The organism is Campylobacter sp. B0100352/1 (genome assembly GCF_020135855.1).
Classification (GTDB): domain Bacteria; phylum Campylobacterota; class Campylobacteria; order Campylobacterales; family Campylobacteraceae; genus Campylobacter_D; species Campylobacter_D taeniopygiae.
In genome coordinates this window covers 1-25,613 of record NZ_JACHTP010000019.1, presented here as the reverse complement: position 1 = coordinate 25,613, position 25,613 = coordinate 1, and the positions used below count along the sequence as shown (strand labels likewise).

The window sequence follows — 25,613 nt, the reverse complement described above, 5'->3', positions numbered from 1 at the left end:
TTCGCCAGTGAGTATGTATTTTAGAGAAGAAAAATGGGAAGTAGATGAAATGTTTGCCATTATGAAAGAAATTGCTGAAACTTCTTTAAGGTATTATATTTTTTAAAAAGAGTATTATGAAAGAAAATCCTGCCTTTTTAAAAGAACAAATCATCACTTATCTTGGTAATAAAAGAGCTTTATTAGATTTTTTAGGACAAGGTTTTAAATTTGCCAAAAAAGAACTCAAAAAAGATAAATTTAGCTTTTGTGATATCTTTAGTGGTTCAGGTATAGTAAGCCGTTTTGCTAAAGCTCATTCGAATTTTATACTCGCTAATGATTTAGAAAATTATTCCAAAATCATCAACAAATGTTATCTTAGCAACCAAAACGAAGAATTAAAAAACCACCTATCCTTATTTTATGAAAAACTTTTATCAAATATTGAATTTGAAAAAGGTTTTATTAGTGAATTATATGCCCCAAAAGATGAAAGACAAATTCAAAAAAATGATCGAGTTTTTTATACTATAGAAAACGCTATATATTTAGATACTTTAAGAAAAAAAATTGAACAAGAAATTCCAAATGAATTTAAGCATTTTTTTATCGCACCGCTTTTGTATGAAGCAAGTGTGCATTCTAATACAAGTGGTGTTTTTAAAGGATTTTATAAAGATAAAAACGGAATAGGCAAATTTGGTGGCGAAGGAGAAAATGCCTTAAAACGGATAAAGGGTAAAATTGATTTAAAACTTCCAATCTTTTCAAATTTTAACTGTCCTTTTTCTGTAGAACAAAAAGATGCTAATGATTTAGCTAAAGAAATGGATTTTCTAGACGTGGTTTATCTTGATCCACCTTATAATCAACATCCTTATGGATCAAATTATTTTATGCTTAATTTGATTGCAAACTACCAAAAACCGGTTGAAATTTCTCAAGTCAGCGGAATTCCTAAGAATTGGAATCGAAGTATTTATAACAATGCTAAAAGTGCTGAAGATGCTTTGTTTGATCTTATTTCTAAACTTAGGGCCAAAATTATTTTACTTTCTTATAATTGCGAAGGTTTTGTAAAAAAAGAAAATTTCACAAAGCGTCTAGAAAAGCTAGGAAAATGCCATATTATTGAACAAAAATATAATGCCTTTAGAGGAAGTAGAAATTTAAAAAATCGTGCTATTTATGTAAAAGAGCAATTGTATATTTTGATAAAATAATTTATTCTTTTCCATCAAGTATAGGCACAAAAAGGCATTCATCAAGAATTTCTTTTTTTAATTTCAGACCATTTTTTGTTATTTTAGTAATATATTGTTTTTCATTATGAAATATAGGAGCAACCAATATCCCACCATCTGCAAGCTGATCGAGCAAAATTTCTGGAATAGATGTCGCATAAGCAGAAAACAAAATTCTATCATAAGGAGCGTAATTTGGCCATCCAAGCTGCCCATCATCAAAACGAACGTTAATATTGCTAAACCCTAAAGTTCTAAAAGTTTCTGAAGCGCTTTTTGCTAACTTTTCTATGCGTTCTATTGTGAAAACCCTTCGGATCACACGACTTAAAATAGCAGCCTGATAACCGCTACCACATCCAACCTCTAAAACACTATCTGCATCTTTAAAATCAAGCGCCATAGTCATTTTAGCAACGGTTAAGGGTGAACTAATCCATTGAGAATTGGCCAAAGGTAAAGCATCCAAGCGATAAGCATGTGCTTTTAAAGGAGAAAAAATTTCGCGGGGAACTTGACAAAAAGCATTAAAAAGTTCATGATTGATAAAAACTTTTTGTGCAATTTCTTCAGCCATAGCTTTACATCTTTTTTGCTCAAATAAATTCATTCTCTCTCCTAAATAACGAAAAATTGTAACAAAATTATTCTAAAAAACTAATCAGCTTGATGAGTTAAATTAGTCTTTAAAGTTTGTAATTTATTAGAAATTTTAATTAAATATTGAGAATTAGCATCAAGTATATTTTTTTCTAAAGTGTCGATTTGATTTTTTGTATATAATGCAATTTGCGATGCTTTTAAATTTTTTATTTGAATTTGATTGTTTTTAAAAACACATTGAAGCATTTCTTTTCTTTCTAAATCGCTATCTAACTCATCTAATTTTTCATCATAAATATAAATTTCATCATAGAGTGCTTTTTTCGTTTTTTTATTATAGACTCTAAAAAACTTTTTAAAATGAGGCAAGGTTGTTTTTGAACTGTTTTCGCTGATTTTAATTTTAGGTTTTATAGCGTTTAGTTCTTGTATGGCCACAAGTTTATAAACACAACCAAATATCGGATCACTAGAAGCAGTGATTAACCTTTCTCCCACCCCAAAAGCGTCTATGGGTGAATTTTGTAATTTTTCTATTTCATATTCATCTAAAGAATTTGAAACAATGATTTTACACTCTTTTAAATTTTCACGATCAAGTTTATCACGAATATTTTGACTTAAAAAAGCTAAATTACCAGAATCGATTCTAACTCCACACTCTTTAACATTGTATTTTTTAAAAGCCTTGATCGCATTTTCTAAACCGCTTTCATAATGATAAGTATCTATAAGCAAAATAGGATTTTTAGGATAAAGTTCTATATAGCAACAAAAAGCTTTAAATTCATCATCAAACATTTGCACCCAAGAATGCGCCATTGTTCCACTTACAGTGATATCGTATTTTTTTCCTGCTAGGGTGCAAGAACTTGCAAGACATCCACCTATAATAGCCGCTTTAGCCCCCTTAATCGCGGCATCATTTCCATGTGCTCTTCTTGATCCAAATTCAAACACGGGACGATTTTTAGCTGCTCTTACTATGCGATTTGCTTTTGTGGCAATAAGGCTTTGATGATTGATATTTAACAATAAAAAAGTTTCTAAAAACTGCGCTTCTATGGGATTAGCCTTAATAATCATCAAAGGTTCATTAGGAAATACAATTTCACCCTCTTGTAAAGAATAAATTTCTCCATTAAATTTAAAATCAAGCAAATAATTTAAAAATTCTTCACAAAAAATGTTTTTGGATCGTAAATACGTGATATCTTCGGCATCAAAACGCAAATTTGCAACAAAATCTAAAATTTCAGACAATCCAGCAAATATAGCAAAAGGATTATTATCGGGAGTTTTTCTAAAAAATACATCAAAATAGCAAATTTTATTTTCAAATCCATTTAAAAAATAACCTTGCATCATAGTGAGTTCATAAAAATCACAAAGCAAGGTTAAATTAGATCTTTTTTTAGAAAAATTCTCCATAAATTACCTAAATGTTAAAAATCATCAAAACTAATACTACCTTTTGAATAGTTGGTTACCTTACTTTCAAAAAAGTTACTTTTTTGATCATTAAATTTAGAAAAATCATCAACCCATTTAATAGGATGCTTAGCATTGTACATTTTTTCAAGATTAATCGCTATTAGTCTTTGATCAATTAAATAATGGATATATTCTTCAATAATATCGTCTGTAAATCCCATAATTTGATTTTGAGTGATATATTTACCCCATTTAATCTCTAATTCTCCTGCTTTTTGAAACATTTCATAAATTTTATTAATATTAGCTTCATTAAAAAGATCCGGTCTTTCTTTGCGTGTTGAATTGATCATATTTTGAAATAAAAGTAAATGCGTAATTTCATCTCTTTGTATAAAGCGAATCATTTGTGCTGAACCCAACATCTTGCCAGCTCTAGCAAGGGCGTAAATTGCAGTAAATCCACTATAAAAATAAATTCCTTCTAAAATTTGATTTGCCACCATAGCAAGTAATAATTTATTATCATCTACATCACCAGCTAATTCTTCATAAATATTGGAAATAAAATCATTCTTTTCCCTTAGAGTTGCGTCGTGCTTTTCCATTTCATAAATTAAATCTGTGTTTTCACAAATTGCCTCTACCATAACCGCATAAGATTTTGAATGATTGGCTTCTTCATAAGCTTGTCTTGCTAAAACTGCATTAATTTCAGGTGCGGTAATATAAGGATTGATATTGTCTGCTAAATTATTGGTTTGAAAACTATCCATAGAAATCAGTTGAGACCAAACTAAATCATACATTCTTTTCTCACCAGAAGTTAAATTACAACGATAATCAAGAGCGTCTTTGGTTGTATCAACTTCTTTAGGAAACCAAGTGTTTGCTTCCATAACATCCCAAAGTTTCAAAGCCCAAGTATATTTTGCCTTTGTAAAATTAAGAATTCCGTGAGGATTTCCATCAAAAACTTTTCTTTCTCCAAGAGTTTCATTTGAATTGGGATTGTAAATTCTTTTTCTATGCATTATTATTTAACCTTTCTATGATGCAACTTTGAGTTAATATATCATGTAAATTAAGAGAATCTTTTCTAATAAAACTAAAAAATATTCCCACCAATAAACCAAAACTTATGAAAAATATAATGTATCTAAGTATAATTTTTAAAAAAGAAATTTTTTTTCCGCTTTTAAAATCTACCAAATAAAGATCATAAGCTTTCAAACCAGGACTTTGCCCTTTTCTTTGTAAAAACAAAGCCTGAATTAAACCAAAAAGAAAGGAACATAAGGCGGTAGCAAAACCACTATGTAAAAAAGCATCCTTAGATCCTAACCAAAAATAACTTAAATATAAAATGGGTACATAAATAAGAAAAATATCAATAACAAAAGCTTTGAATCGCAAAAAACGCGAAGCTATTCTAGCTTTTGTTTTTTTCATTAATTTCCGCGACTCCCTGGTTTAATAGCTTTGCTTCCTTGTTTGCAAAGTGGGCATTTTTCTTCATCATAAATTTCAAAATCAAAATTTCCTAGAGTAAAAAGAGGGATGTTGCTAGGAAGTTTAGCATTATCTTTTGATTGAGTGTTTAAATTTTTTACTGCACAAAACCCACGATTTGCTAAAGCAGCAAAACCAACCACGATTCCTCCAAGACTTTCTATAATTTTTGCACTTTCTAAAGCACTACCACCTGTAGTAATAATATCCTCACAAACGATAAATTTTTCACCTTTTTTAACCTCAAAACCTCGTCTTAATGTCATTTCTTTATTAACTCTTTCAGTGAAAATAAAACGTTTATCACAGGCTCTAGCTAACTCATATCCTGCTAAAATTCCTCCTAAGGCTGGAGAACAAACACTGTCAAATTCTATAGAATTTTCAAAAATTATTTTCGCCAATTCTTTACATAATTTTTCAGCCAAGACAGGACTTTCTAGCACTTTTGCACTTTGAAGGTAAAATTGAGAATGTTTTCCAGAACTTAATAAAAAATGACCCTCTAAATAAGCTTGACAGTTTTTATAAATTTCTTCTAAATTCATTATTAAACCTTTAAAAGTTCTGTTTCTTTATTTTTAACGCTTTCATCAATTTTAGAAGAATAAGAATCTGTAATTTTTTGCACCTCATCATATGCTTTTTTTGCCTCATCTTCTGAAATTGCTTTATCTTTTTCTAGTTTTTTAATACTATCATTAGCATCTTTTCGATGGTTTCTGATTGAAACTTTTGCTTTTTCGCCCATAGCTTTAGCTTGTTTAACATTTTCTTCTCTTTGTTCTCTAGTCATTGGAGGGAAAAATAGTTTAACATTTTCCCCATCATTGTTTGGATTAACCCCGATATTTGCTGCAGCGATAGCACTTTCTATGATTTTTAACATAGGTTTTTCCCAAGGAGTGATGCTAATAGTTGAGGCATCGCTAGCTAAAACAGTCGCAACTTGATTTAAAGGCGTTAAACTACCATAATAATCAACTTGTATATGATCTAATATATGAATATTAACCTTGCCTGTTCTTAAAGTTGTAAAATCTTTTTTTAAAGCTTCTAAGCTTTTATCGTTTTGACTTTTTTGTTTGTCTAAAATTTCATTAATCATATTTTTCCTTTTATTTGCTTACATTTGTATCATATGAATTTTGCGGCATAGATGGAATTTTTGATGGATTGATTGTATTAGCACTTGGAATGCTTGTATTGGTTTCTACTTTAATTTTTTCAGCTAAAGAATCTTTGTTTGTGTGATTGTATAAATACCCTAAACCTATGGTATTAGCAATCAAAAACACACCCATTATAAATGTAAATTTAGCTAAAAAATTTGCAGGCCCTTTTGCGCCAAAAAGACTTTCATTGCTTCCGCTATAAGCTCCAAGACCTATGCTTGAACTTTTTTGTAACAAAACAGCTATACAAATAATAACAACGATAACAAATTGTAGAACAGTTAAAAGAGTAATCATAAATTTTCCTAATCTTTGAAATAATTTTAACTTGAAATATTTTAGCGAAATAAAACTTGAAAAGATTTGAAATTATTGTATTTTTTGCGTCATTACGACGCAAAAATTATCTGTTAAGACTTCTTAGAATATTAAGTAAATTAATGAATAAATTTACAAAATCAAGATAAAGTGCTACAGCTCCTTCAATTGGAGTTTCATAGTTTCCGCGAATAATATTTTGAGTATCATAAAGAATATAAAATGAAAATAATATTGCAGATACTGATGAAATAACCAAACTAAATACGCTGCTATGTAAGAAAATGTTAAGTAAAGATGCTGCAATAACAACCAAAAGAACTATAAATAAAGCTTTACCCATTACAGTAAAATCTTTTTTAGTATTCATAGCAAAAATACTAAGACCTGCAAATGCCACAGTAGTTAAAGCAAAAGCTTGAGCTATGATAATTCCTCCTGCAGGTAAAGCAAGAACGGAAATAAGTAAAGGCGTAAGTGTTAAGCCTGAACAAAAAGTAAAGGCAAAAAGTAAGATAAGATTTAATGGAGCTTCTTTTTTCTTATACATCAAAGCAAACAATAATCCTAGTTCTACGGCAAAAAGAATCCAAAATGTTGCCAAAGATTCAATAAAAAATGATGCTAAAGCGAAAATTCCCACATAAGCACCTACTGTAGCAGCCAAAAGCGATGCGGCAAAAAGCTGATATGTTTGCTTGATAAAAATGCCAAGATCACTCGTTCTTGTATTTTCAAATTCTCTCGATTTTGAATAGTCTCTATCATAAAGACTCATAATCATTCTCCTTTGATATATATTGTACAAATAAGATTATATCAAAATTTATTTAACAATTTATTGTTTAAAACAAATTTCATATTAAGTATTTTAAAATACATTGTTGTAGATTTTGTTATAATTATAAATATTTATTTTATTTTTAGGTAGTATTTTATGGAAAATCTTATTAGCGGTGCAATTAAATTTATGCAGCAAGATTTTAAAGAGCATAAAGAGCTTTTTGAAAGTCTTAAAAATAAGCAAAATCCTCACACTCTTTTTATAGGATGTTCTGATTCAAGAGTTATCCCTAGTTTAATAACCAATACAGGTCCAGGGGAGCTTTTTGTGATCCGAAATATTGCAAATATCGTTCCGCCTTATCGCATAGGGGAGGATTTTTTATCAACCACTTCTGCTATAGAATATGCTTTAAATTCTTTACATATTAAAAATATTATTGTGTGTGGACATAGCAATTGTGGTGGATGTAATGCACTTTATTATTCTGATGAAGAATTGAGTAAAATTCCAAATGTAAAAAAATGGCTCACTTTGCTTGAGCCTATCAAACAAGATATAAAATCGATATCAAAAAATGATACAGCTATGAGATCTTGGCTTACAGAAAAATTAAATTTAGTCAATTCTTTACAAAATATTCTCACCTATCCTGGAGTTGAAGAGGCACTAAACCAAGGAAAAATAGAACTTCATGCTTGGTATTATATTATCGAAACAGGTGAAATTTATGAATACAATTTTAAAGAAAAAAACTTTACTTTAATTCAAAATAGGAGATGATAAATGAAAAAAATAATTTTAATCTTTTTTAGTCTTTTATATCTTTATGGCGATGAATTACAGCTTATTGATACTAATGCGAGTCAAAATTCTGGTGTTTATGGTTTGATTCAAAAATATATTGGTATTGAGCATCAAATTAGAGAATTTAGAAAAAATAATGATGAAAATTCAAGTTCTTATAGTGGTATTTTAAAAGAATTTGAAAGAGATAAAAGAACAATATTATCTGAAATACCTGATATGATAGTCGAACAAAAAATTGACGAAAGAGCTATAGAAAATTTCTTAAAAAGAAAGCAAGAATTGCTAAAATTGCAACAAAAAAGTTTAAACAAACCTTTTGTTTATACTGACACAAGCTTAAATCTTGTTTATTTTAATATGGTTGAAAGTTTCTTTTCATCTTTGTTTGAATTAGAAAAACTTTTTAAAAATGCAGCTGATAGTGAAAGTATAGTATCTACAGTTGATAAAGCTATGGAGGATTTACAAAATTTAATCAATATTGATTTAGATGAGTATAAAAGTAAAATTACCGATCCAAAAGAGCTTGAAAAAATTGCCTCTAAAGAAGCAATGATCAATAATGCTTTTAATGCTTATATAGAAATTTTAAAATATTTGCGTTCTAATGCTCATTTATTGGAAAGCAATTATCTTTTTTCTCTTTTAGGACTTCAAATTTGGATTGATAAAATCAATGCTTTTGTTAATATTGATTTTTTAAATGTAGGGAAAATAACTATTTCTGCTTTGGTTTTAATTTTCTTTGTTTCTTTAAGACGCTTTTTTTCTAATATAGTTTATTTTTTCCTTGTGCGTTTGATTTATCGTAATAAAAAAGAAGCTGATGATATTAAAGTTATTTTTATTGGAAATATCAAAAAGCCTGTAGGTATTTTACTCATTTGTTATGCACTTTCTCTTTGCCTTACTATAGCGTTTTATCCCGCACCTTTAAGTATAAGTTTGAGTAATCTTTTTAATATCATTTATGCTGTTTTAATAGCTTGGCTTGTTTTGAAAATTCTTGATGGTTATGGCGTGGTTTTGGTATCTAAATTGGCTAAGAAAAGCGAAAAAAAAGAAGTGGTTAATTTAGTCATTAAAATTTTATATTTTGTTATTATTATTATAGCTTTACTCTATATTTTAGCTCAACTTGGTTTTAACATTTCAGCCATCATTGCATCTTTGGGAATTGGTGGTTTGGCTGTTGCTTTGGCGGCTAAAGATATTATCGCTAATTTCTTTGCATCGATTTTATTATTATTTGATAATAGTTTTAATCAAGGAGATTGGGTTGAAGTTTCAGGCATAGAAGGAACCGTTGTTGAAATAGGACTTAGAAAAACAACTATAAGAACTTTTGATAATTGTTTAGTTTTCCTACCTAATTCAACTATTATGGGTGCTAATATTAAAAACTGGAGCAAACGTCGTATGGGGCGTCATATAAAAATGTATCTTGGCGTAGGATACGATGCCACTCCTGAAAAATTAGACAGTTGTATTAAAGATTTAAAAGAACTTTTAAATTCAAGTCCTTTAGTAGCCCATGAAGACGATAGCGCTTTAAAATACGGAGATCACACAACTAAATATCGCCAAAATTTAGTATCCATTAATGATCTTGAAGGTTATAAAAATGCTTGTTATGTGGCTTTGAGTGAATTTGCAGATAGTAGCATCAATATAGAATTATACTTTTATACCAAATCAATTCATTCAAAAGAATTTAGAGAAGCTAGACAAGAATTGATGCTTGAGTTTATGCGTATCATTGAAAAAAATGGTTTGACTTTTGCCTTCCCAAGTCGCAGTATTTATATAGAAAATTTACCTCCGCTTGATTTACAGCCAAAAGAATAGCTTTTGCTATTCTTATACTGGCATAACGCGAATATTTGGGCTTAATTCTTCTTGTAAAATATTTTCAATAGCGTATAAAGTAGCACCACTTCCGCTAGAACAACCACTACAGGCACCTAAATAGCGAATATAAACATCGATAGCACCACCTTCAGCCTTTTGTATATCAATCACCTCTAAATCGCCTCCATCATTATGAAGCATAGGGCGAATTTCAGTATCCAAAACGCTTTCTACCGCTTTTAGCTGACCTACTAAAGTCATTTCATCAAAAGCAACGTCATTTTTTGTAGCATTTTTTAACTTTTCTCTATCCATTTCAGCTCTTGTTTCGGCTAAAATATCTACAAGATAATGATCCCTTTTTTCATGCCCACCTGGTTTAACACAAGATTTGCAAAAGGCACCCGCTTTAGTGTATTGAGTGATTTCTTCAACTGTATGCAAATCATTAAGTCTAATAACATCCTTAATGGTTCCAAGGCTTACCCTAGCACATTCACACACTATAATTTGATCTTCAAAATCCTCAGGGTTAATTCCTTTATAATGAGCCGCAGCTTGTTTAATAACATCATAAGCCATAACCGAACAATGCATTTTTTGAGGTGGAACTGCTGGAGTTTCTGGATTGTCACGCATAGCAAATTCTACATCCAAATTTGTAATTTTTACTGCTTCATCTACAGTTTTTCCTATGCAAAGATCCACCATAGTATCACTACTTGCTATAGCAGTGCCACAGCCAAAACTTTTAAATTTGGCATCAATAATTTTATCTGTTTTTTCATCAACCAACCAAAAAAGCCTTACCGCATCCCCGCAACTTTCTGCTCCAAAATCAGCCACAATAAGCTTTGCATTGCGATTTTTAGCATCTTCTTCGCTAAATTCTCCCATATGTTGAGGGTTATTCATTCTATCTTGAACTTTTTGGGAATACTCATCCCAAATTGATCCTCCAATTAAACTATTTTTTCCCATTTTTTATCCTTTTATTTATAATTATTTGGATTATAAGCGTAAGTGCAAGAAATTTTTCTTAATCTTTGCGTTGCATTTTTTATTTGTTCTGCAGCATAATCAATTTCTTCTTCTGTGTTAAATCTCGATAAAGAAAGTCTTAAAGCCGTATGTGCTAAATCATGCTCTGCACCGATTGCTTCCATAATAGGATTACTCTCAAGTGCTTCACTAGCACAGGCTGATCCTGTACTTGCCGCTATACCATTTTTATTTAAATCCCAAAGCATAGCTTCGCCTTCAACGCCTTTGATACTTGCTAAAATAGTATTTGGAACTCTATGTTCTCTTTTACCAACCACCGTTGTATCAGGTAAAGCTAAAATTTTATCTTCTAGCTTATCTCTTAAACGGCGTATATGAGAATCTTCAAAATCAAGCATAGTATTAGCTATACGCAAAGCTTCTCCCATAGCTACTATGTAAGGCACATTTAAAGTCCCACTTCTTCTACCACCCATATGCTCTCCGCCATGTAATAATGGAGTAAGTTTAAGTCCTTTTTTGATAAACAATCCTCCAACGCCTTTTGGTCCATGGAATTTATGGGCTGAAAAAGATGCAAAATCAACGCCTACATTGCTTAAATTAACTTTGATTTTACCCACTGCTTGTGTTGCATCTGTATGAAAAAGTGCTCCAAATTCATGGACAAGTTCAGCCATAGCTTTAATATCAAAAATCATACCGGTTTCATTGTTGGCCCACATAACGCTAACGAGTGCGGTTTTATCAGAAATTACTTTACGTAAATCTTCTACAGTTGAAACGCCTTCTTCATTTACTGGAAGTTCTATAACTTTAACACCAAGACTTTTTAAAAAATACGCTGCTGCGCTTACTGCAGGATGTTCCACACTAGAAATAATCACTTCATTGCGTTCTTTATTTAAAATATGATCAAAATACACACCTTTTAAAACCCAATTAATACTTTCAGTCGCACAAGATGTGATCACTATATCATCTAAATCATTTGCTCCAAGTCCCACATAAAGCTTATCCAAAGCTTCTCTTAAAGCTGGATGGGTTGTGCTTCCCCACTGATGAAGACTATTTGGATTGCCATACATATCTTTGAAAAATGGCAACATAAGCTCATAAGCATTAGGGTCAATCATTGTTGTTGCATTATTATCTAAATAAACTTTCACTTTTCATCCTTATAAAATTATATCCATTTTTATTTAGGATATTTTTTATCTTGTTAATTAAAATGGATAATAACAGAAATTTATTAATTTTAGTTTAAATACTAAAATTAAATTATAAATTAAGAAAAATAAAAAAATATTAAATTAAATTTTAATTTTTTTTTCATAATATTTTACTATTTTATAATCTTCTTTTGAAGTATGATTTATGATGAAATCTTTTACCACATAATCCAATTTTTCGGTTAAAATATGGATTGATCTTGCTTCGCTTACTATTATTTCTTCAATTTCAAAAATAATATTACGATGGATTTTCATATGCTCTTTCATGAAAGGATAATGAATTTCTCTCATAAAAGCTTCTTCATCTAAAAAATGTCGATTCAGCATAACAAGTAATTCTTTTAAAACTTCTTTTAATTCTTTAGAATTAATATGTCGATGATTCATTAAAGAAAGTTTGATAGAAATTTCAAAAAGATCTTGATGTTGAGAATCTAAAAGATCGTTATTCATAGAAATAATTTTTTGGTTAGAAATCATAATTTAAACTTTCATTTACTGTTAATTCTAAATTTTAAATTATTATTTAAAATTTAGATTATAATTTTTAAATACTTAAATTCACATTATTTTCTACTTATATTACATCATAACAGACATATAAGAATTAAGTATTTTATTTAAATTCGCTTGTTTTTGGCGACGATCTAAAAAATGATCTATAGAACTAGAACGCATCGTATTTGCTTTATCTATCCTAGAAACATCCTGACTTTGTTTTTTATATTCTTCTTTTAAATCATTAAAATCATTTTTTATTTGATCAGTATAAATTTGAAAAATTGAACTTGAATTAGCAAATTCTTTCAAATCCATATCTTTTTGATAATTAATATATTGTTGAAAAAACACAGAAAGTTTATCTTTAGAAATGGTTTTTTTATTGACTCCATTGACGTAAAGATACAAATCAAAACTCATTTTTTCTTCATTATTTTTTTTAATATAATCTTCAATATCCATTTTTCCATCAAGAAGTTTTTGCAAATTCTGGCGAGAGCTGATATCCAAATTAACCGGTTTCATAAAAAAATTAAATTCATTCTCATTTTGAGTCTTAATATCTTGATAAATAAAATTCATCAAAAGCCCCGATTTTGAAACTTCTGAATTTTTTGTTAAATAAGGTTTTAAAATTTCATTAGAAGAAGTATTATTTAGAGTTTTATCAAAATGAAAACTTATAACTTTATTATCAAGCATTAAAGTATTAAGATGGGTATTTTTATCTAGTGCAGAATTTAGCTCTTCTTGGTTATCATAAATTCTTGTGATTTTACCTAAAAACTCTCCATTTTCTGTAGAAAAACCCGCTGAAAGCTTTGAAATATTGCTACGACTTAAATTAGCATTATCATCTTGCATAAATTCATTATTAATCGCTTTTAAAGAATTATAATAACTATTTAAAAGATAAGGTAGATCTATTTTATTATAGTTAAAATTTTCATCCTGTTTTGTTAATTCTTTTGCTATATTCCTAACACTTTTAATATGAATATTATAAGATTCTGGAATATTGGCTATTTTATTTAGATCTTTATCAAAAAAGCCTTCTTCATTAGTTCTAAAACCAAACTCACTCGCATAGCTTACATTGTTAAAAATGTAATTTAATTGTTCTAAATGATGATCCTCTTTCAAATTTGAAATTTCTCTATCCTTGATCAAATTCAAAGCAGAACTGTTATTTAAAGGATTAGACAAAGCCAAATTTTGATAAGGATTTGCCGAATTTATTGTCATTGTTTAATCTTTCCAAAAATATTGCTAATTTTTTACAAGCAAAAGGTGTGCCAAGTTTATAAAAGGATAAAAATTCAGTCAAAAATCAGTAAAAATTTACTATCATTTAGCTTTTCTAAATTTTTTGGAAAAATAAATTTTATCCGAAAGGAAAGCGTATGCCAAAGATGAAAAGCGTTAAAAGCGCTGTTAAACGCTTTAAGGTAGGTAAAAACAAAATCAAAAGAGGTTCAGCATTTAGAAGCCATATTTTGACTAAAAAACCTGCTAAAAGAATGCGTGATCTTCGTACAGCTAAATACGTTCATAGCACAAATGTAAAAGCTGTAGAAAAGATGTTAGGGATTTAAGTTTTTGACCGAAGTCATTCAAACTCCCCTTAAACAAAGAAAGTTAAGGGCAAGCTCCAAAATTTGGACGCCACTTTATGAAAGGAAATAAAAATGGCAAGAGTAAAAACAGGTGTTGTAAGACGTCGCAGACACAAAAAAGTTTTAAAATTAGCGCGCGGTTTTTATAGCGGACGTCGCAAACATTTTAGAAAAGCAAAAGAACAATTAGAAAGAAGTCTCGTCTATGCTTATCGTGATAGACGTCGTAAAAAAAGAGATTTTCGCCGTCTTTGGATCGTGCGTATCAATGCTGCTTGTAGATTAAATGATTTAAGCTATTCAAGATTTATTAATGGACTTAAAAAGGCAGGCATTGAGCTTGATAGAAAAATTTTAGCAGACTTAGCAATGAATGATGCTGCTGCATTTTCAAGAATTGTAGAGGCTGTCAAAAAAGCGCTTTAATCCAAGATTATTTTCTTGGATTACCCCCCCCTCTAAGTTTAATTTTACCAGAACATTTTCATAAAGTTTTAATTCATTTAAATTTTCATCCAAATAACCGCTTGTATCACTTTTTTGTTCTAGCTTGTCTGAAATTTCTTTTCCTAAACTGATAAGATCAGAAATAGTTTTTGAAAATTCATTTGATTTATCTCTGATGAAATTCATTTCTTGAGTGCTAGAATTAGAGCTTTTAGCAATAGATTGTATGGTTTGAATTACCAATTTTATGGCTGCTTCCATTTCTATCAAACTTTCTTGAGTATTATCAGAAAGCTTTCTTACCTCATCTGCAACAACGGCAAAGCCTCTTCCTAATTTTCCAGCTCTTGCTGCTTCTATCCCTGCATTTAAAGATAAAAGACTGGTTTGCTCGACAATACCAGAAATAAGATTAAGCATTTTGTTAAGCTGATCAATATTTTTAAAAGAAGATTGAATTTCTTTTTCCAAATTCATTTTTTCTTCGCTTTGATACAAGTTATATTCTAAATAATGGATAAAGTTGATGAAATTCTCATCTATGGTTAAAAGACTTTCTTTAATGCTTTGAAAATCTTTGAAAGTATCTTTAAAAATATTAGAATTATTATCTATGCTAACAGTAGTATTTTTCAATCGATCTAAAACAAGTTTATTTACCTTATTGATAATTTCAAGTTTTTGCACCTTAAGGCTGAGGTAATAATATTTAAAGTCGCTATATTTATTTACAAAGGTTTGCATATAAACTGGATTAAATTCGGTTTTTTCATCCACTTCATAGAAAAAAATCGCCACTAAGCTTTTAAAAATTCCTACCCCATAAACTTCTCCAAAACAAGAAAAACCTACAATAGGAAATTGGTTTAATTTGATATCTTTTATAAATTTACTATTTTGAAATCTCCTTAAAATACAATCATTAAAAATCGCTGCCATAGGTTTTATATCGGGTTTATTTTGGATAAATTTTTCATAATCTTTTTCGAGATCTTTAATAAAATCAGTTCTTTTTAATAAAACAATTTCTTGACCATTAGTTATTTCACCATAGCTAAGCAAAACTTTATCAGAAACAATTTTCATAGGAGAAATAAAATAATCATTGCTAATTTTAATACCCAAGGTATAATCTGAAGCTTTAAGCTTTAAACCTTCAAAATCACAAGAAAAATGTTTGCACAAAGCTTCAATTGCATTTATAGACTGAAAAGTTTTTGTATCTAAAAATTCATACACCAGTCTATTCTTAGGATCGGTATTTAAAACCGTAAATGTTGTATTTTTATCATGAGTTTCAGAAAAATTTTGAGATTTCATAAAATCAAAACGATATTTTGGCTTAAATTGAATATGCATACTGATCGCATGATGCTCTAACATTTCATAATTATAAACAATACAAGTTCCCTGAAGATTATCCAAATCTCCACTTGCACCAGCCCCTAAAAGAGGGCAAGGATATTGAGCGTATTTATAAAGCATTTCTATCACCATGCTTTCACTTCCACTCACCCCGTTGTGAATTAGATAATGCAAAGTATTGCTACAATGTGCCTTAAAAGGTACATGCATTGATGCAATTTCCTTTTCTATATAAACTCTTCTATCTTGACGATCCTCTATGTTATCAAAAAGATTGATTTTATGGATATATAAATTCTCTATCATTTCATTGCCAAAAAGAATCAAAGCAATACCTTGAACATTATGCAAATAAGGATTATCAACAATTTGTTTATTTTGATCGATGTTGCATAGCAAATCAGAGGCGGAAATCAAAATCAATTCGCATTCTTGAGGCAAATAATTTTTTATCTTTGTTGCTATATTTTTTAAATCGAGCTGATAGGAAGCAAAGCCTATGGCTAACTTGGTTTCAAATTTTAAATGACTTAAAACATTCTCAATTTCATCCTCTAAAAAATAAAGAGTTTCTAAAGGTTTTACTTTAACTGATTTTTTTTCATTTTTTTTAAAAAAGTTGCGAAACATTAAACCAACCTCTATATTTTTGTTATTCTTAAAAATTTTGAAATTTATAATAATGATTTTTAACTTATTTAATTGTAGTAAAATTTTATTAATGATAAAAATTATAAAATTTATATAATAAGTAAATTAAAATTTAGCTATAATATATTCTCGATGAAAAATTTTGTAATTTAGTTTAGTCAAGGAAAATCTATGGCATCAGATATGAATGAAATTTTATTACAAAGTGTTGAAGTTTTGCCTTCTTTGCCTGACACCATCAGCAAATTAAGAAAATATATTGAAGAATCAAGAAATAATTTAGAAATTAATAAAGTTGCTGATATTATTTCAAGTGATCCTTTAATGACCACTAAACTTTTGCGTTTAGCTAATTCTCCTTTTTATGGCTTTTCAAGAGAAATTACCTCCTTAAATCAAGTTGTATCGTTACTTGGTATAGGAAATATTATCAATACAATCATGGCAGATTCTATTAGAGAAAATTTTAAAATCGATGTTTCACCCTATGGCTTAAATACAAAAGATTTTATAAATAAATGCAGCGAAGAAACTGCTTTTATTACAGATTGGCTTAATGATGAAGATAAAAAACTATCTCACTTTTTAGTTCCTTGTGCTTTGATATTAAGACTTGGTATTGTTATTTTTTCTAATTTTTTGATTCAAAACAATAAAGATGCTGAATTTTTAGAACATTTAAAAAAAATAGATTTTAGAGATCTTTCTTTAGTAGAAAATGAATTTTTGGGAGTTGATCACATTTCTTTTTTGGGCTTTTTACTTTATCGCTGGAATTTTGATGATATATTAACAGAGACAATTTGTTTCATAAGATCCCCTCATGCAGCACGCAATGAAGTTAAAAAGTCAGCTTATGCTTTAGCAGTACTCGATCATTTATTTATGCCACATAGAAGTTTTTCTGTTTTTAATGTAAAAGCATCTATTGCTTTAATCGAAGAAGCTAAAACTCAAGGTGTAAAATTTAATTTAGATAATTTTATTTCAAAGCTTCCAAAACAAATTAGAGAAGAAATAGAAAAAGAAAAAAAATAAATTTTACTTTTTTATTTTTAATTAATGAAAAGTATTATTTTACCTCCTAATGAATTTCTAGACCATTATGTTTTAAATGCCGAATTTCATCGCCTAGTCGGTATTTCTAAAAATGCTTATAAATTTTGGAAAAATATAGAAATAGGTAGATATCAAGGAACACGTGTTGTTTTTTTACATAAAAATTCCATCCTTAAAAAATATCAAGATAAATTAAAACTATGCACAAATTTAAACGGCTTTGTCTTAGCCAGTGCTTTTTGTTCTTTCACTACTCTTGCTCCTTCACATTTAGTAAAAAAGAATGATTCTTCTATTTATAAACTTTTGGAACTTAAAGAAGTACAAGGGGTTAAATTTGTCAATTTGAAAAAATTTTATGATTTTTTAGGGCTTGATTATCATCAGCATATCTATATAGAAAAATGCCGTTTTTTTAGTCCAGCCCCTTTTGAAAAACGTATAAAAATTACTGATAGCATGTGTGTTGGATATTATTAAGAGGATGAATTTTAATCCATTTCATAAAATTCATCATCATCTGATTCATCATCATAAACATAATCATCATCATCGTAATTATAAGATCGATGATTAGCGTGTGTATATTCTTCATCTTCTTCATAAACATCATAATCTAAATTTTCTTCTTCGTTTTCCATGATTTTCTCCTAAAATTAAAATTATAAAATTATTTTAACTTAAATTTGTTTGCTTTTGATATAATTTTTTGAATTTTTTAAAAGGTTTATTTATGAATTTAACTCATTTAGATGATAAAAATCGTCCAAAAATGGTAGATGTAAGCTCAAAAAATATCACTCAAAGACTTGCTAGAGCAAGTGGGATAATAAATATGTCTCAAGAAGCCTTTGAAAGCATTAAAAACAATACAGCTAAAAAAGGGCCCGTTTTACAAACCGCAATCATCGCAGCTATTATGGGAGCGAAAAAAACAAGTGAATTAATTCCTATGTGTCATCCTTTAATGCTTTCTAAAATTGAAACAGATGTGATTGAATTTGAAAAAGAATTTGCTTTTAAGCTCATCGTTACGGTTAAATGTGAGGGTAAAACTGGAGTTGAAATGGAAGCTTTAACGGCAGTAAGCATAGGACTTTTAACCATTTATGATATGGTAAAGGCTATTGATAAAACTATGAAAATAGGCGAAATTGTTCTTGAAAATAAAGAAGGAGGCAAAAGTGGTCAATTTATGCGATCTTAACAAAGAACCTATTATTAACTATCCAACATTTTGGGATTATAAAGTTATTTTTGATACCCATGTGCATGCGGGTGAAGTTTTTGAAAAATTGCTAGGTCAAAGAGAATTTAAATACAAGCATTCTAATGCAAGTTCTAGCGGAAAGTATCAAAGCTTTTTATTAAGCGTCTATGTTGATAGCAAACAAGATCGTCTTGACATTTTTGAGAAGCTTAAGTCTGAAGCAAAATTTGTTATTTAAGGAAATTTATGAAAAATACTTTAATCATTTTTGAAAATTCTCTATCAAATCTTAGCAAAAAAGAAGCCAAAGATTTGCTAGAAGAGCTAAGTTTTAACCTTGCTTACAAGCAAACCACGCATAATGCCCATTATACTCAAAAAATTCTCAATTCTCTTTTGGTTGAATTTTTAAATATTTTAAAAAAGCTTGATTTATTTGATGATGAAAATGTTACAAAAATCATTAAAGCTTTAGTAAAAGCTAGTATTCAAGACGCTCAAAATACTCTTTATGATTATATGAATGAGATTGAAATTTTAAACAAGCAAATTGAAAATCAAAAAAATTCCATAAAAAATCAAATCAGTAATCATTTTTTTGAATTTGAAAATATCTTACAAGAACATCTTGACAATCAAATTTGTAGCAGCTTAAATGATGCGATCTTATTTGATATAGAAATGCTTGGGATCTTAAAAGAAACAGCTGAAAGTGCTTTTTTAACCACCTTAGAAAAAGCTGAAGATATAGAGCTTACAAGCAAAGAAATTGCTAAAAATCTTGTTTATAATGCCATTTGTGAAGCACATTTTGAGAAAGAACGTATCTTAAAAATTTCAAGCATTATTTTAAATACAGCTTTTGAAATTGCTAATGAATCGATGGCTTATGCTAAAGATCTTTGTTTGGGTGCAATCAAAGGCACACGAGATGGAATTTCTTTGGCTATGGAAAAATTTAAATCCTCGCTAAACTACGCAGCCTTTGAAGAGGATATCAATTTAAAAAGTAAAGAATTAATCGGCATAGAGGATGATTTTATCGCACTTTTAAAAAAAGAGGTTAAAAAACAAAGCAATCCTGCTAAAGAAATAGTTGAAAATTTACTCGAATACGAACTTGATAATCTTTTTGCCAAATTCAAACGCCTTGCAAGTGAAAGTAGAGAGCAGTTGATCTTAGTTTTAAATGATATCAAGAAAAATCCAAAAATTAATGATTTTAATAGACTAACCCAAAGCAAACTTTATCGCTTAAAGCAAGAAATTTATGAATTAGAAAATATTGCCAACGAAAAATATAAAGATATAAATTCCAAAAAAGCAAAAAAATTAGGCATCAGACTTTGGGAAAAAGCCAAAAATTTAATCAAAAAATAATATCCTAATTTTTAGGATATTAAATATCTATTTCTATACCAACTGGAGCATGATCTGATCCGAAAATATCACCCCTTATAAAAGCATTTTTCAATTTGCTTTTTAAATTATTAGAAATGAAAAAATAATCAATCCTCCAGCCAACATTTCTTTCCCTTGCTTTCATTCTATAACTCCACCACGAATACTTTTCCTTAATATTTCCATTGATTTCTCTAAAAGTATCCAAAAAACCAAGCTTCAACAAATCATCAATCCAAGCTCTTTCTATAGGCAAAAAACCTGAAGTATTTGCGTTTGCCTTAGGGTGCGTTAAATCAATCTCGCGGTGAGCCGTATTGACATCGCCACAAATGATAACTTCCTTACCTTCATTTAAAAGTTTTTTAAGATAGACTAAAAAATCCGCATAAAATTTCATTTTAAAATTTAAACGCTCTTCATCTTTTTGTCCATTTGGAAAATAAATATTAAAAAGCACTACATTTTTAAACCTATGCTCTAAAACTCTACCTTCATCATCATCAAAAAATTCACATTTTTTTACTTCACAATCAAAATTGCAAAGACTCATAACACCAGAATATCCCGCCCTTTTAGCGGAATTAGAATACATATGTTTAAAAGGAAATTCATAAATTCTTTTAGGAAATTTATCTTCATGGGCTTTAATCTCTTGAAAACCTATAAAATCAATATTTTCTTTTTCTATCCAATCAAGTGCATTTTTATCACAAATTGCTCTTAAGCCATTTACATTCCATGACAATAGTTTCATTTTCTTCCTTAAATAAAGTAATAATTTCAAAATCATAGCACAAAAATTAATTTTTTACAGGTGATTAAACAAACTTTTATACAATAAACAATCTATACATAAGGTAAATTTAATGTTTAAACTCACTTGGCTTCAATTCACATTTTTAAATTCTTTGTTGATTGTAGCACTTAATTTTAATTTATTTCATTTTGTTTATGAAAAAAGCTCTCAAAATTTTTTCATCACTCTAAGCTTCATTTTAATATATTTTGGTTTTGTGCATACTATTTTTTCTTTGATTTTTATCAAATATTTGAGTAAATTTTTTTCAATCTTTTTTATTTTAGCATCTTTTTTAAGTGTTTATTTTATCAGTTTTTATGGAATTCTTATTGATTCAAATATGATTCAAAATGCCATGCAAACCGATGTTAAAGAAGTAGAAGACTTGATCAATTTCAAGCTAATAATCACTCTAATTTTGGCTTTAATTTTTATCATTTATATTATAAAAGTCAAAATTGATTACAAATCAATAAAATCTCACCTTAAAACTAAATTTATCAATATTTTTTTAGGCTTGTTTTTTGTTTTTGCGATTTTCCTTTCACTTAGTAAAACCTTTATTCCTTTTGCTAGAAATTACAATGAAATAAGAATGTATAACACTCCTTTTTATCAAATTTATGCTCTATATCGTTATTATGCTCTCTTTGTTCAAACCAAACCTCAATTTAAAGCTATAGAAAATGACGCTTATAAGGATGATAATCACACTAAAAAAATTTTAGTTTTAGTGGTGGGGGAAACAGCAAGGGCGGCAAATTACTCGCTTGATGGCTACACAAAAAATGATACGAATTTTTATACCAAAAAAGACAATGTTGTGTTTTTCACTCAAGTATCTTCTTGCGGAACAGCAACCGCTGTTAGCTTACCTTGCATGTTTTCAGTTTCAAAGCGAATTCAATTTTCAAATAAGGAATATCAAGAAAATGTTATCGATATACTCAATAAAAGCGGTGTCGATGTTAGCTGGATAGATAATAATTCAGGAGGTTGTAAAGGGGTTTGCGATCGATTAAAACAAAAAATTCAACTCTCAAGCACTTATGATGAAGATTTGCTGGATCCATTAAAAAACAAATTAAACAAATTAAGCACTCAAAATATTATTGTTTTACATTTGCAAGGCTCTCATGGCCCAGCTTATTACAAACGCTATCCTAAGGAATTTAAAAAATTTAATCCCACTTGTGATACAAATGATCTATCAAAATGCAGTGAAGATGCTTTGGTAAATACTTATGATAACACCTTGCTTTACACAGATTATATTTTAAGCCGTATTATCTCTCTTTTAAAAGAAAAAAAAGGTTTTCAAAGTTCTTTATTGTATCTTTCTGATCATGGAGAAAGTTTAGGCAAAGATGGAATTTATTTGCACGGTATGCCTTATGCTTTTGCACCAAGCACACAAACTCATATTCCTATGATTTTTTGGAGTAACGATAATAAACTTATGAATTTGGCTAAAAAACATAAAAATTTAAAGCTTTCTCAAGATAATCTTTTTAGCACACTTTTAGGTTATTTTGATATAAAAACTTGTGTTTATGAATCAAATTATGATTTATTTAATCCTAAACTTAAGGAAAATCCATGAAACCAAAATACCACATTTTCAATAATGCCAAATATGCCTTAGAAGGGATCGTGGCTTTATTTAAAAATGAGATGGCTTTTCGCATTGAAATTTGCATCATCATCCCTGCTATTTTAATCAGCTTTTTTTTAAGGGTGAGTTTGATAGAACATCTCATTTTAATAGCGGTTTTAATTTTAATCTTAATTGCAGAATCTTTTAACTCAGCCATCGAAGCTTGTGTTGATCTTATAACTGATAAATGGCATCAAAAAGCAAAAATCGCCAAAGATTGTGCAAGCGCTGGAGTCTTTTTTAGTGTGATTTTGGCACTTTTTGCTTGGATTCTTATCTTAGTAGGCTTGATATGAATTTTGAAAAATTAATGTGTGGTATTTTTGGAAAAAAACGCTATAAACTTTTAAAATTTTTATGCGAAAATGCCGATGAAAATGGTTTTATCATGATAAAAATTAGTGAAATTCAAAGCAAGCTCGATCTTAGCAAACCTACCATCATTGCCACTTTTAAATTTTTGGAAGAAAAAAAGCTTTTTAGGCGTCTTAAAAATGGTTTATACCAAATTTATATCAAAGAAGAAATATAATTTAATTTATCTTTTTTGTATATTTTGATAAATTTAAGCAATTATTTTTTATAAAAAGGAGAGACAATGACGCTAAAAAATCCTTTAGATATGCATTTACATTTACGCGATGAAAAAATGCTTGATTTAGTAGCACCATTTAGCGCAAAAGATTTTAAAGCTGGCGTTATCATGCCAAATTTAATCACTCCAATCACAGATATAAATTCTTTAAAAGCCTATAAACAAAGGATTATTAAAGCTTGCAAAAATGAAGATTTTATCCCTTTGATGACTTTATTTTTTAAAGAATATGATGAAAAATTTTTAGAAAATGCAAAAGATGAAATTTTTGCTATCAAGCTTTATCCTGCTGGCATTACTACAAATTCAGACAATGGAATTTCAAGCTTTGATATACAAAATTTAAAACCCACTCTAAATGCGATGAGTGAGTTAAATATACCTTTGTTAATCCATGGCGAAACCAATGATTTTGTTATGGATAGAGAAGCAAATTTTGCAAAAATTTATGAAAAATTAGCTCAAAATTTTCCAAATTTAAAAATAGTCATGGAGCACATTACCACTAAAGTTTTATGCGATTTACTCAAAGATTATGAAAATTTATACGCCACTATAACTTTACATCATTTAATGATCACTTTAGATGATGTTGTGGGCGGAAAAATGGATCCGCATTTATTTTGCAAACCAATCGCTAAGCGTTATGAAGATAAAGACGCGCTTTGCGAACTTGCTTTTAGCGGATATAAAAAAGCTATGTTTGGAAGCGATAGTGCGCCACACCCACTACATACTAAAGAATGTTGCGGTTGCGCGGCTGGAGTTTTTAGCGCACCTGTTATTTTACCTGTTTTGGCTGAACTTTTTGAAAAAAACTCAAATGAAAAAAATTTACAAAAATTTATTTCAGATAATGCTTGTAAAATTTATGATTTTAAATTTGAAAAAGACAAAATTATAAATTTAGAAAAACAAGAATGGCAAGTACCGCAAAAATACGGCGATATAGTGCCTTTCATGGCGGAGAAAATTTTAAAATTTAAACAAAACTAATTTAGAATTGGTTTTGTTTAATAACATCAATCTAATGCTTTTAAAATTTTATCAAAATTATCTTTTTTAATTCCTTTCTATGTTAAAAAGTAATCTGCAATACACCATATCCATAGTACAATTAAAAAATTGCCTATAACAAAAATTTCTTTTAAACTTTAAATAAAATTTTATCTGAGGATACCATTAAAATGGTATTTGAGTCTATAAAATATTTTAATAAAAAATAATTTAAATTGTTTTAAACTTTATTTACCAGGCTATCTCTAATATCAATAATAAGATAAATCATAAAAAAACTCATAAAAAGTGCTATAAAAGATCCTATAAGACAAAATAAACCGAATAAAAATCCAACACTAAACATCATAAAAATAGAATAAATAAAAGCTATAATAAAACTAATAGCAACTATAATATCAAGTATTAATCTTCCAAAGTTGATAACTAAATTTTTAATCATTTTTGGCTTTTCTTTAAAAAATACAAATAAGACATCATTTTATATTATTTTTCTTAACTTTGCAAAAAAAATTAAAGCAAAATCTAAAATATAAAAATAATTATATAAACTTATTATTTTTAAAGCTAAATTATTTATAAAATATAGAATAATTTTTACACCAAAAAATATCCTTACATAAGAAAAAATTTAATGATTTTACTTAAAATACCAAAAGTTTGATTTTTGATTTAATAGTCTCTTTAATATTTTCTTTTTTAACTAAATTTCTAAGCTCGTCTTTGTCCGCTTTAACTCCATTTATATCTAAATGCCACAAAGCATTTTCTATGGCCTCTTCTCTTTTTCTTTCCACTATGCGTGTTTCATCAAATACAAATTTATAAAAATTTATATTTTTTTCTAGCAAAAAACTTTCTAAATCTTTTTTATAAAAACCTTTAAATTCGGTATTGAAATGTTTAAATATAGGATCTAAAAAATCACTTTTTCTATAGTCAGCCCAACCAAGATATATCCTTTGAGAGGCTAAATTTAAAAAAGCTTCGAAGTCATTTTCGTTTTGCAAAGCTGGAGACATACTCAAAAACGCTATATCAAATTTTTCTTGATTTTCTTTATAAAAGCTTTCAAAATCTAAATGGAGTGTTTTAACGTTGTTAGTATTATTTTTTAAGGCATCTTCTTGCAAAATTTCAAGCATGGCCTTAGAGTTATCCACACCTAAAACGCTTTTTGCTTTTTGCGCTAAATGTAAAGTCCAAACACCTGTGCCACAACCTATATCAACGATATTGTTATTTGTAAAATCAATATTTAATTCGTTTAGTTTTTCAAAAGTTTGCTTTTGGATATCGTTTAATTTTCCATATCTTGCATAATTTTTAGCCTTCTTAT

The 25,613-nt window shown here is 28.6% G+C and carries 31 protein-coding genes; 14 read left to right on the top strand and 17 right to left on the bottom strand.

The annotated features are described in order from the left end of the window. The first annotated feature begins 116 nt into the window (after nucleotides 1-116). Nucleotides 117-1,205, top strand: a complete 1,089-nt coding sequence (locus tag H2279_RS06490; RefSeq protein WP_337195978.1) for a DNA adenine methylase — start codon at nucleotides 117-119, stop codon at nucleotides 1,203-1,205. A gap of 1 nt (nucleotide 1,206) precedes the next feature. Here H2279_RS06490 and H2279_RS06485 read toward each other — a convergent pair whose 3' ends face one another. The 8 genes from H2279_RS06485 to H2279_RS06450 all read right to left on the bottom strand — a co-directional run bounded on the left by H2279_RS06485 (nucleotide 1,207) and on the right by H2279_RS06450 (nucleotide 7,046). Further along, entirely contained in the window at nucleotides 1,207-1,836 is a 630-nt protein-coding gene (locus tag H2279_RS06485; protein WP_337195977.1) for a protein-L-isoaspartate(D-aspartate) O-methyltransferase, read from the bottom strand. A gap of 47 nt (nucleotides 1,837-1,883) precedes the next feature. After that, entirely contained in the window at nucleotides 1,884-3,260 is a 1,377-nt protein-coding gene (locus tag H2279_RS06480) for a nicotinate phosphoribosyltransferase (RefSeq protein ID WP_337195976.1), read from the bottom strand. Between the two features lie 14 nt (nucleotides 3,261-3,274). After that, on the bottom strand, nucleotides 3,275-4,297 hold the full coding sequence (locus H2279_RS06475) for a ribonucleotide-diphosphate reductase subunit beta (protein ID WP_137624149.1): 1,023 nt from the start codon (nucleotides 4,295-4,297) through the stop codon (nucleotides 3,275-3,277). Beyond that, nucleotides 4,290-4,715, bottom strand: a complete 426-nt coding sequence (locus H2279_RS06470; RefSeq protein ID WP_137624148.1) for an RDD family protein — start codon at nucleotides 4,713-4,715, stop codon at nucleotides 4,290-4,292. The genes H2279_RS06475 and H2279_RS06470 overlap by 8 nt, the downstream gene beginning before the upstream one ends. Beyond that, nucleotides 4,715-5,323 (bottom strand): orotate phosphoribosyltransferase, encoded by a 609-nt coding sequence (pyrE, locus tag H2279_RS06465; protein ID WP_137624147.1) that lies wholly within the window; start codon nucleotides 5,321-5,323, stop codon nucleotides 4,715-4,717. Before pyrE ends, H2279_RS06470 begins: the two co-directional genes overlap by 1 nt. Before the next feature lie 2 nt (nucleotides 5,324-5,325). Then, nucleotides 5,326-5,883: a ribosome recycling factor gene (gene frr / locus H2279_RS06460; protein WP_337195975.1), complete on the bottom strand. Its 558-nt coding sequence runs from the start codon at nucleotides 5,881-5,883 to the stop codon at nucleotides 5,326-5,328. 10 nt (nucleotides 5,884-5,893) lie between these two features. Then, nucleotides 5,894-6,247 (bottom strand): preprotein translocase subunit SecG, encoded by a 354-nt coding sequence (gene secG, locus H2279_RS06455; RefSeq protein WP_137624145.1) that lies wholly within the window; start codon nucleotides 6,245-6,247, stop codon nucleotides 5,894-5,896. Nucleotides 6,248-6,353: 106 nt separating this feature from the next. Next, on the bottom strand, nucleotides 6,354-7,046 hold the full coding sequence (locus H2279_RS06450; RefSeq protein ID WP_337195974.1) for a Bax inhibitor-1/YccA family protein: 693 nt from the start codon (nucleotides 7,044-7,046) through the stop codon (nucleotides 6,354-6,356). 159 nt (nucleotides 7,047-7,205) lie between these two features. Here H2279_RS06450 and H2279_RS06445 point away from each other — a divergent pair, with 159 nt between their 5' ends. Further along, complete coding sequence (locus H2279_RS06445; protein ID WP_137624143.1) at nucleotides 7,206-7,835, top strand: carbonic anhydrase; 630 nt, start codon at nucleotides 7,206-7,208, stop codon at nucleotides 7,833-7,835. Nucleotides 7,836-7,838: 3 nt separating this feature from the next. Next, the gene (locus H2279_RS06440) at nucleotides 7,839-9,710 is read left to right on the top strand and encodes a mechanosensitive ion channel family protein (protein ID WP_137624142.1); all 1,872 of its coding nucleotides are present in this window, start codon (nucleotides 7,839-7,841) and stop codon (nucleotides 9,708-9,710) included. A 12-nt stretch (nucleotides 9,711-9,722) separates the two neighbouring features. Here the strand turns inward: H2279_RS06440 and H2279_RS06435 are convergent, their stop codons facing one another. From H2279_RS06435 to H2279_RS06420, 4 genes are all read right to left on the bottom strand, one after another. Then, nucleotides 9,723-10,694, bottom strand: a complete 972-nt coding sequence (locus tag H2279_RS06435) for an iron-sulfur cluster assembly scaffold protein (RefSeq protein ID WP_137622793.1) — start codon at nucleotides 10,692-10,694, stop codon at nucleotides 9,723-9,725. An 11-nt stretch (nucleotides 10,695-10,705) separates the two neighbouring features. Beyond that, the gene (locus H2279_RS06430; protein WP_337195973.1) at nucleotides 10,706-11,887 is read right to left on the bottom strand and encodes a NifS family cysteine desulfurase; all 1,182 of its coding nucleotides are present in this window, start codon (nucleotides 11,885-11,887) and stop codon (nucleotides 10,706-10,708) included. Between the two features lie 144 nt (nucleotides 11,888-12,031). Next, nucleotides 12,032-12,433: a hemerythrin domain-containing protein gene (locus tag H2279_RS06425; protein ID WP_337195972.1), complete on the bottom strand. Its 402-nt coding sequence runs from the start codon at nucleotides 12,431-12,433 to the stop codon at nucleotides 12,032-12,034. Between the two features lie 102 nt (nucleotides 12,434-12,535). Then, a complete protein-coding gene (locus tag H2279_RS06420) occupies nucleotides 12,536-13,699 on the bottom strand; it encodes a hypothetical protein (RefSeq protein ID WP_337195971.1) in 1,164 nt (387 codons plus the stop codon). 158 nt (nucleotides 13,700-13,857) lie between these two features. On the opposite strand from H2279_RS06420, the gene rpmI reads away from it, so the two are divergent. Continuing rightward, entirely contained in the window at nucleotides 13,858-14,049 is a 192-nt protein-coding gene (rpmI, locus tag H2279_RS06415; RefSeq protein ID WP_002777995.1) for a 50S ribosomal protein L35, read from the top strand. A 93-nt stretch (nucleotides 14,050-14,142) separates the two neighbouring features. Beyond that, complete coding sequence (rplT, locus tag H2279_RS06410; protein WP_137624138.1) at nucleotides 14,143-14,496, top strand: 50S ribosomal protein L20; 354 nt, start codon at nucleotides 14,143-14,145, stop codon at nucleotides 14,494-14,496. Here the strand turns inward: rplT and H2279_RS06405 are convergent. Next, the gene (locus H2279_RS06405; protein ID WP_337195970.1) at nucleotides 14,461-16,512 is read right to left on the bottom strand and encodes a methyl-accepting chemotaxis protein; all 2,052 of its coding nucleotides are present in this window, start codon (nucleotides 16,510-16,512) and stop codon (nucleotides 14,461-14,463) included. The two genes, rplT and H2279_RS06405, sit on opposite strands and share 36 nt — an antisense overlap. Nucleotides 16,513-16,704: 192 nt before the next feature. On the opposite strand from H2279_RS06405, the gene H2279_RS06400 reads away from it, so the two are divergent. Next, a complete protein-coding gene (locus tag H2279_RS06400) occupies nucleotides 16,705-17,571 on the top strand; it encodes an HDOD domain-containing protein (RefSeq protein ID WP_337195969.1) in 867 nt (288 codons plus the stop codon). A gap of 24 nt (nucleotides 17,572-17,595) precedes the next feature. Next, nucleotides 17,596-18,072 (top strand): cheVAW transcriptional regulator CheQ, encoded by a 477-nt coding sequence (gene cheQ / locus H2279_RS06395; protein WP_337195968.1) that lies wholly within the window; start codon nucleotides 17,596-17,598, stop codon nucleotides 18,070-18,072. Nucleotides 18,073-18,083: 11 nt separating this feature from the next. Here the strand turns inward: cheQ and H2279_RS06390 are convergent, their stop codons facing one another. Further along, nucleotides 18,084-18,233 (bottom strand): highly acidic protein, encoded by a 150-nt coding sequence (locus tag H2279_RS06390; protein WP_442862190.1) that lies wholly within the window; start codon nucleotides 18,231-18,233, stop codon nucleotides 18,084-18,086. Between the two features lie 92 nt (nucleotides 18,234-18,325). Between H2279_RS06390 and moaC the strand changes: the two genes are divergently transcribed. From moaC to H2279_RS06375, 3 genes are read left to right on the top strand one after another with little or no spacing between them, the layout of a single operon-like run. Beyond that, nucleotides 18,326-18,799 carry a cyclic pyranopterin monophosphate synthase MoaC gene (moaC, locus tag H2279_RS06385; protein ID WP_337195967.1) on the top strand — a complete coding sequence of 158 codons (474 nt, stop codon included), beginning with the start codon at nucleotides 18,326-18,328 and terminating at the stop codon, nucleotides 18,797-18,799. Further along, entirely contained in the window at nucleotides 18,777-19,040 is a 264-nt protein-coding gene (locus H2279_RS06380; RefSeq protein WP_137624132.1) for an HP0495 family protein, read from the top strand. The genes moaC and H2279_RS06380 overlap by 23 nt, the downstream gene beginning before the upstream one ends. An 8-nt stretch (nucleotides 19,041-19,048) precedes the next feature. Next, entirely contained in the window at nucleotides 19,049-20,182 is a 1,134-nt protein-coding gene (locus H2279_RS06375; protein ID WP_337195966.1) for a hypothetical protein, read from the top strand. 19 nt (nucleotides 20,183-20,201) lie between these two features. On the opposite strand, the gene H2279_RS06370 is transcribed toward H2279_RS06375, so the two are convergent. Further along, the gene (locus H2279_RS06370; protein ID WP_337195965.1) at nucleotides 20,202-20,960 is read right to left on the bottom strand and encodes an exodeoxyribonuclease III; all 759 of its coding nucleotides are present in this window, start codon (nucleotides 20,958-20,960) and stop codon (nucleotides 20,202-20,204) included. A 112-nt stretch (nucleotides 20,961-21,072) separates the two neighbouring features. Between H2279_RS06370 and H2279_RS06365 the strand changes: the two genes are divergently transcribed. The 4 genes from H2279_RS06365 to pyrC all read left to right on the top strand — a co-directional run bounded on the left by H2279_RS06365 (nucleotide 21,073) and on the right by pyrC (nucleotide 24,253). Continuing rightward, nucleotides 21,073-22,608, top strand: coding sequence for a phosphoethanolamine transferase (locus H2279_RS06365; protein WP_337195964.1), 1,536 nt, complete (start codon nucleotides 21,073-21,075; stop codon nucleotides 22,606-22,608). Next, nucleotides 22,605-22,958 (top strand): diacylglycerol kinase, encoded by a 354-nt coding sequence (locus H2279_RS06360; protein WP_337195963.1) that lies wholly within the window; start codon nucleotides 22,605-22,607, stop codon nucleotides 22,956-22,958. The genes H2279_RS06365 and H2279_RS06360 overlap by 4 nt, the downstream gene beginning before the upstream one ends. Beyond that, nucleotides 22,955-23,194: a replication/maintenance protein RepL gene (locus H2279_RS06355; RefSeq protein ID WP_337195962.1), complete on the top strand. Its 240-nt coding sequence runs from the start codon at nucleotides 22,955-22,957 to the stop codon at nucleotides 23,192-23,194. The genes H2279_RS06360 and H2279_RS06355 overlap by 4 nt, the downstream gene beginning before the upstream one ends. A 66-nt stretch (nucleotides 23,195-23,260) precedes the next feature. Beyond that, nucleotides 23,261-24,253 (top strand): dihydroorotase, encoded by a 993-nt coding sequence (gene pyrC / locus H2279_RS06350; RefSeq protein WP_337195961.1) that lies wholly within the window; start codon nucleotides 23,261-23,263, stop codon nucleotides 24,251-24,253. A 241-nt stretch (nucleotides 24,254-24,494) separates the two neighbouring features. Here pyrC and H2279_RS06340 read toward each other — a convergent pair whose 3' ends face one another. Next, nucleotides 24,495-24,716 carry a hypothetical protein gene (locus tag H2279_RS06340; RefSeq protein ID WP_337195960.1) on the bottom strand — a complete coding sequence of 74 codons (222 nt, stop codon included), beginning with the start codon at nucleotides 24,714-24,716 and terminating at the stop codon, nucleotides 24,495-24,497. A gap of 202 nt (nucleotides 24,717-24,918) precedes the next feature. Beyond that, nucleotides 24,919-25,613: class I SAM-dependent methyltransferase (locus tag H2279_RS06335; protein WP_337195959.1), on the bottom strand; the 695-nt coding region annotated here is incomplete at its 5' end.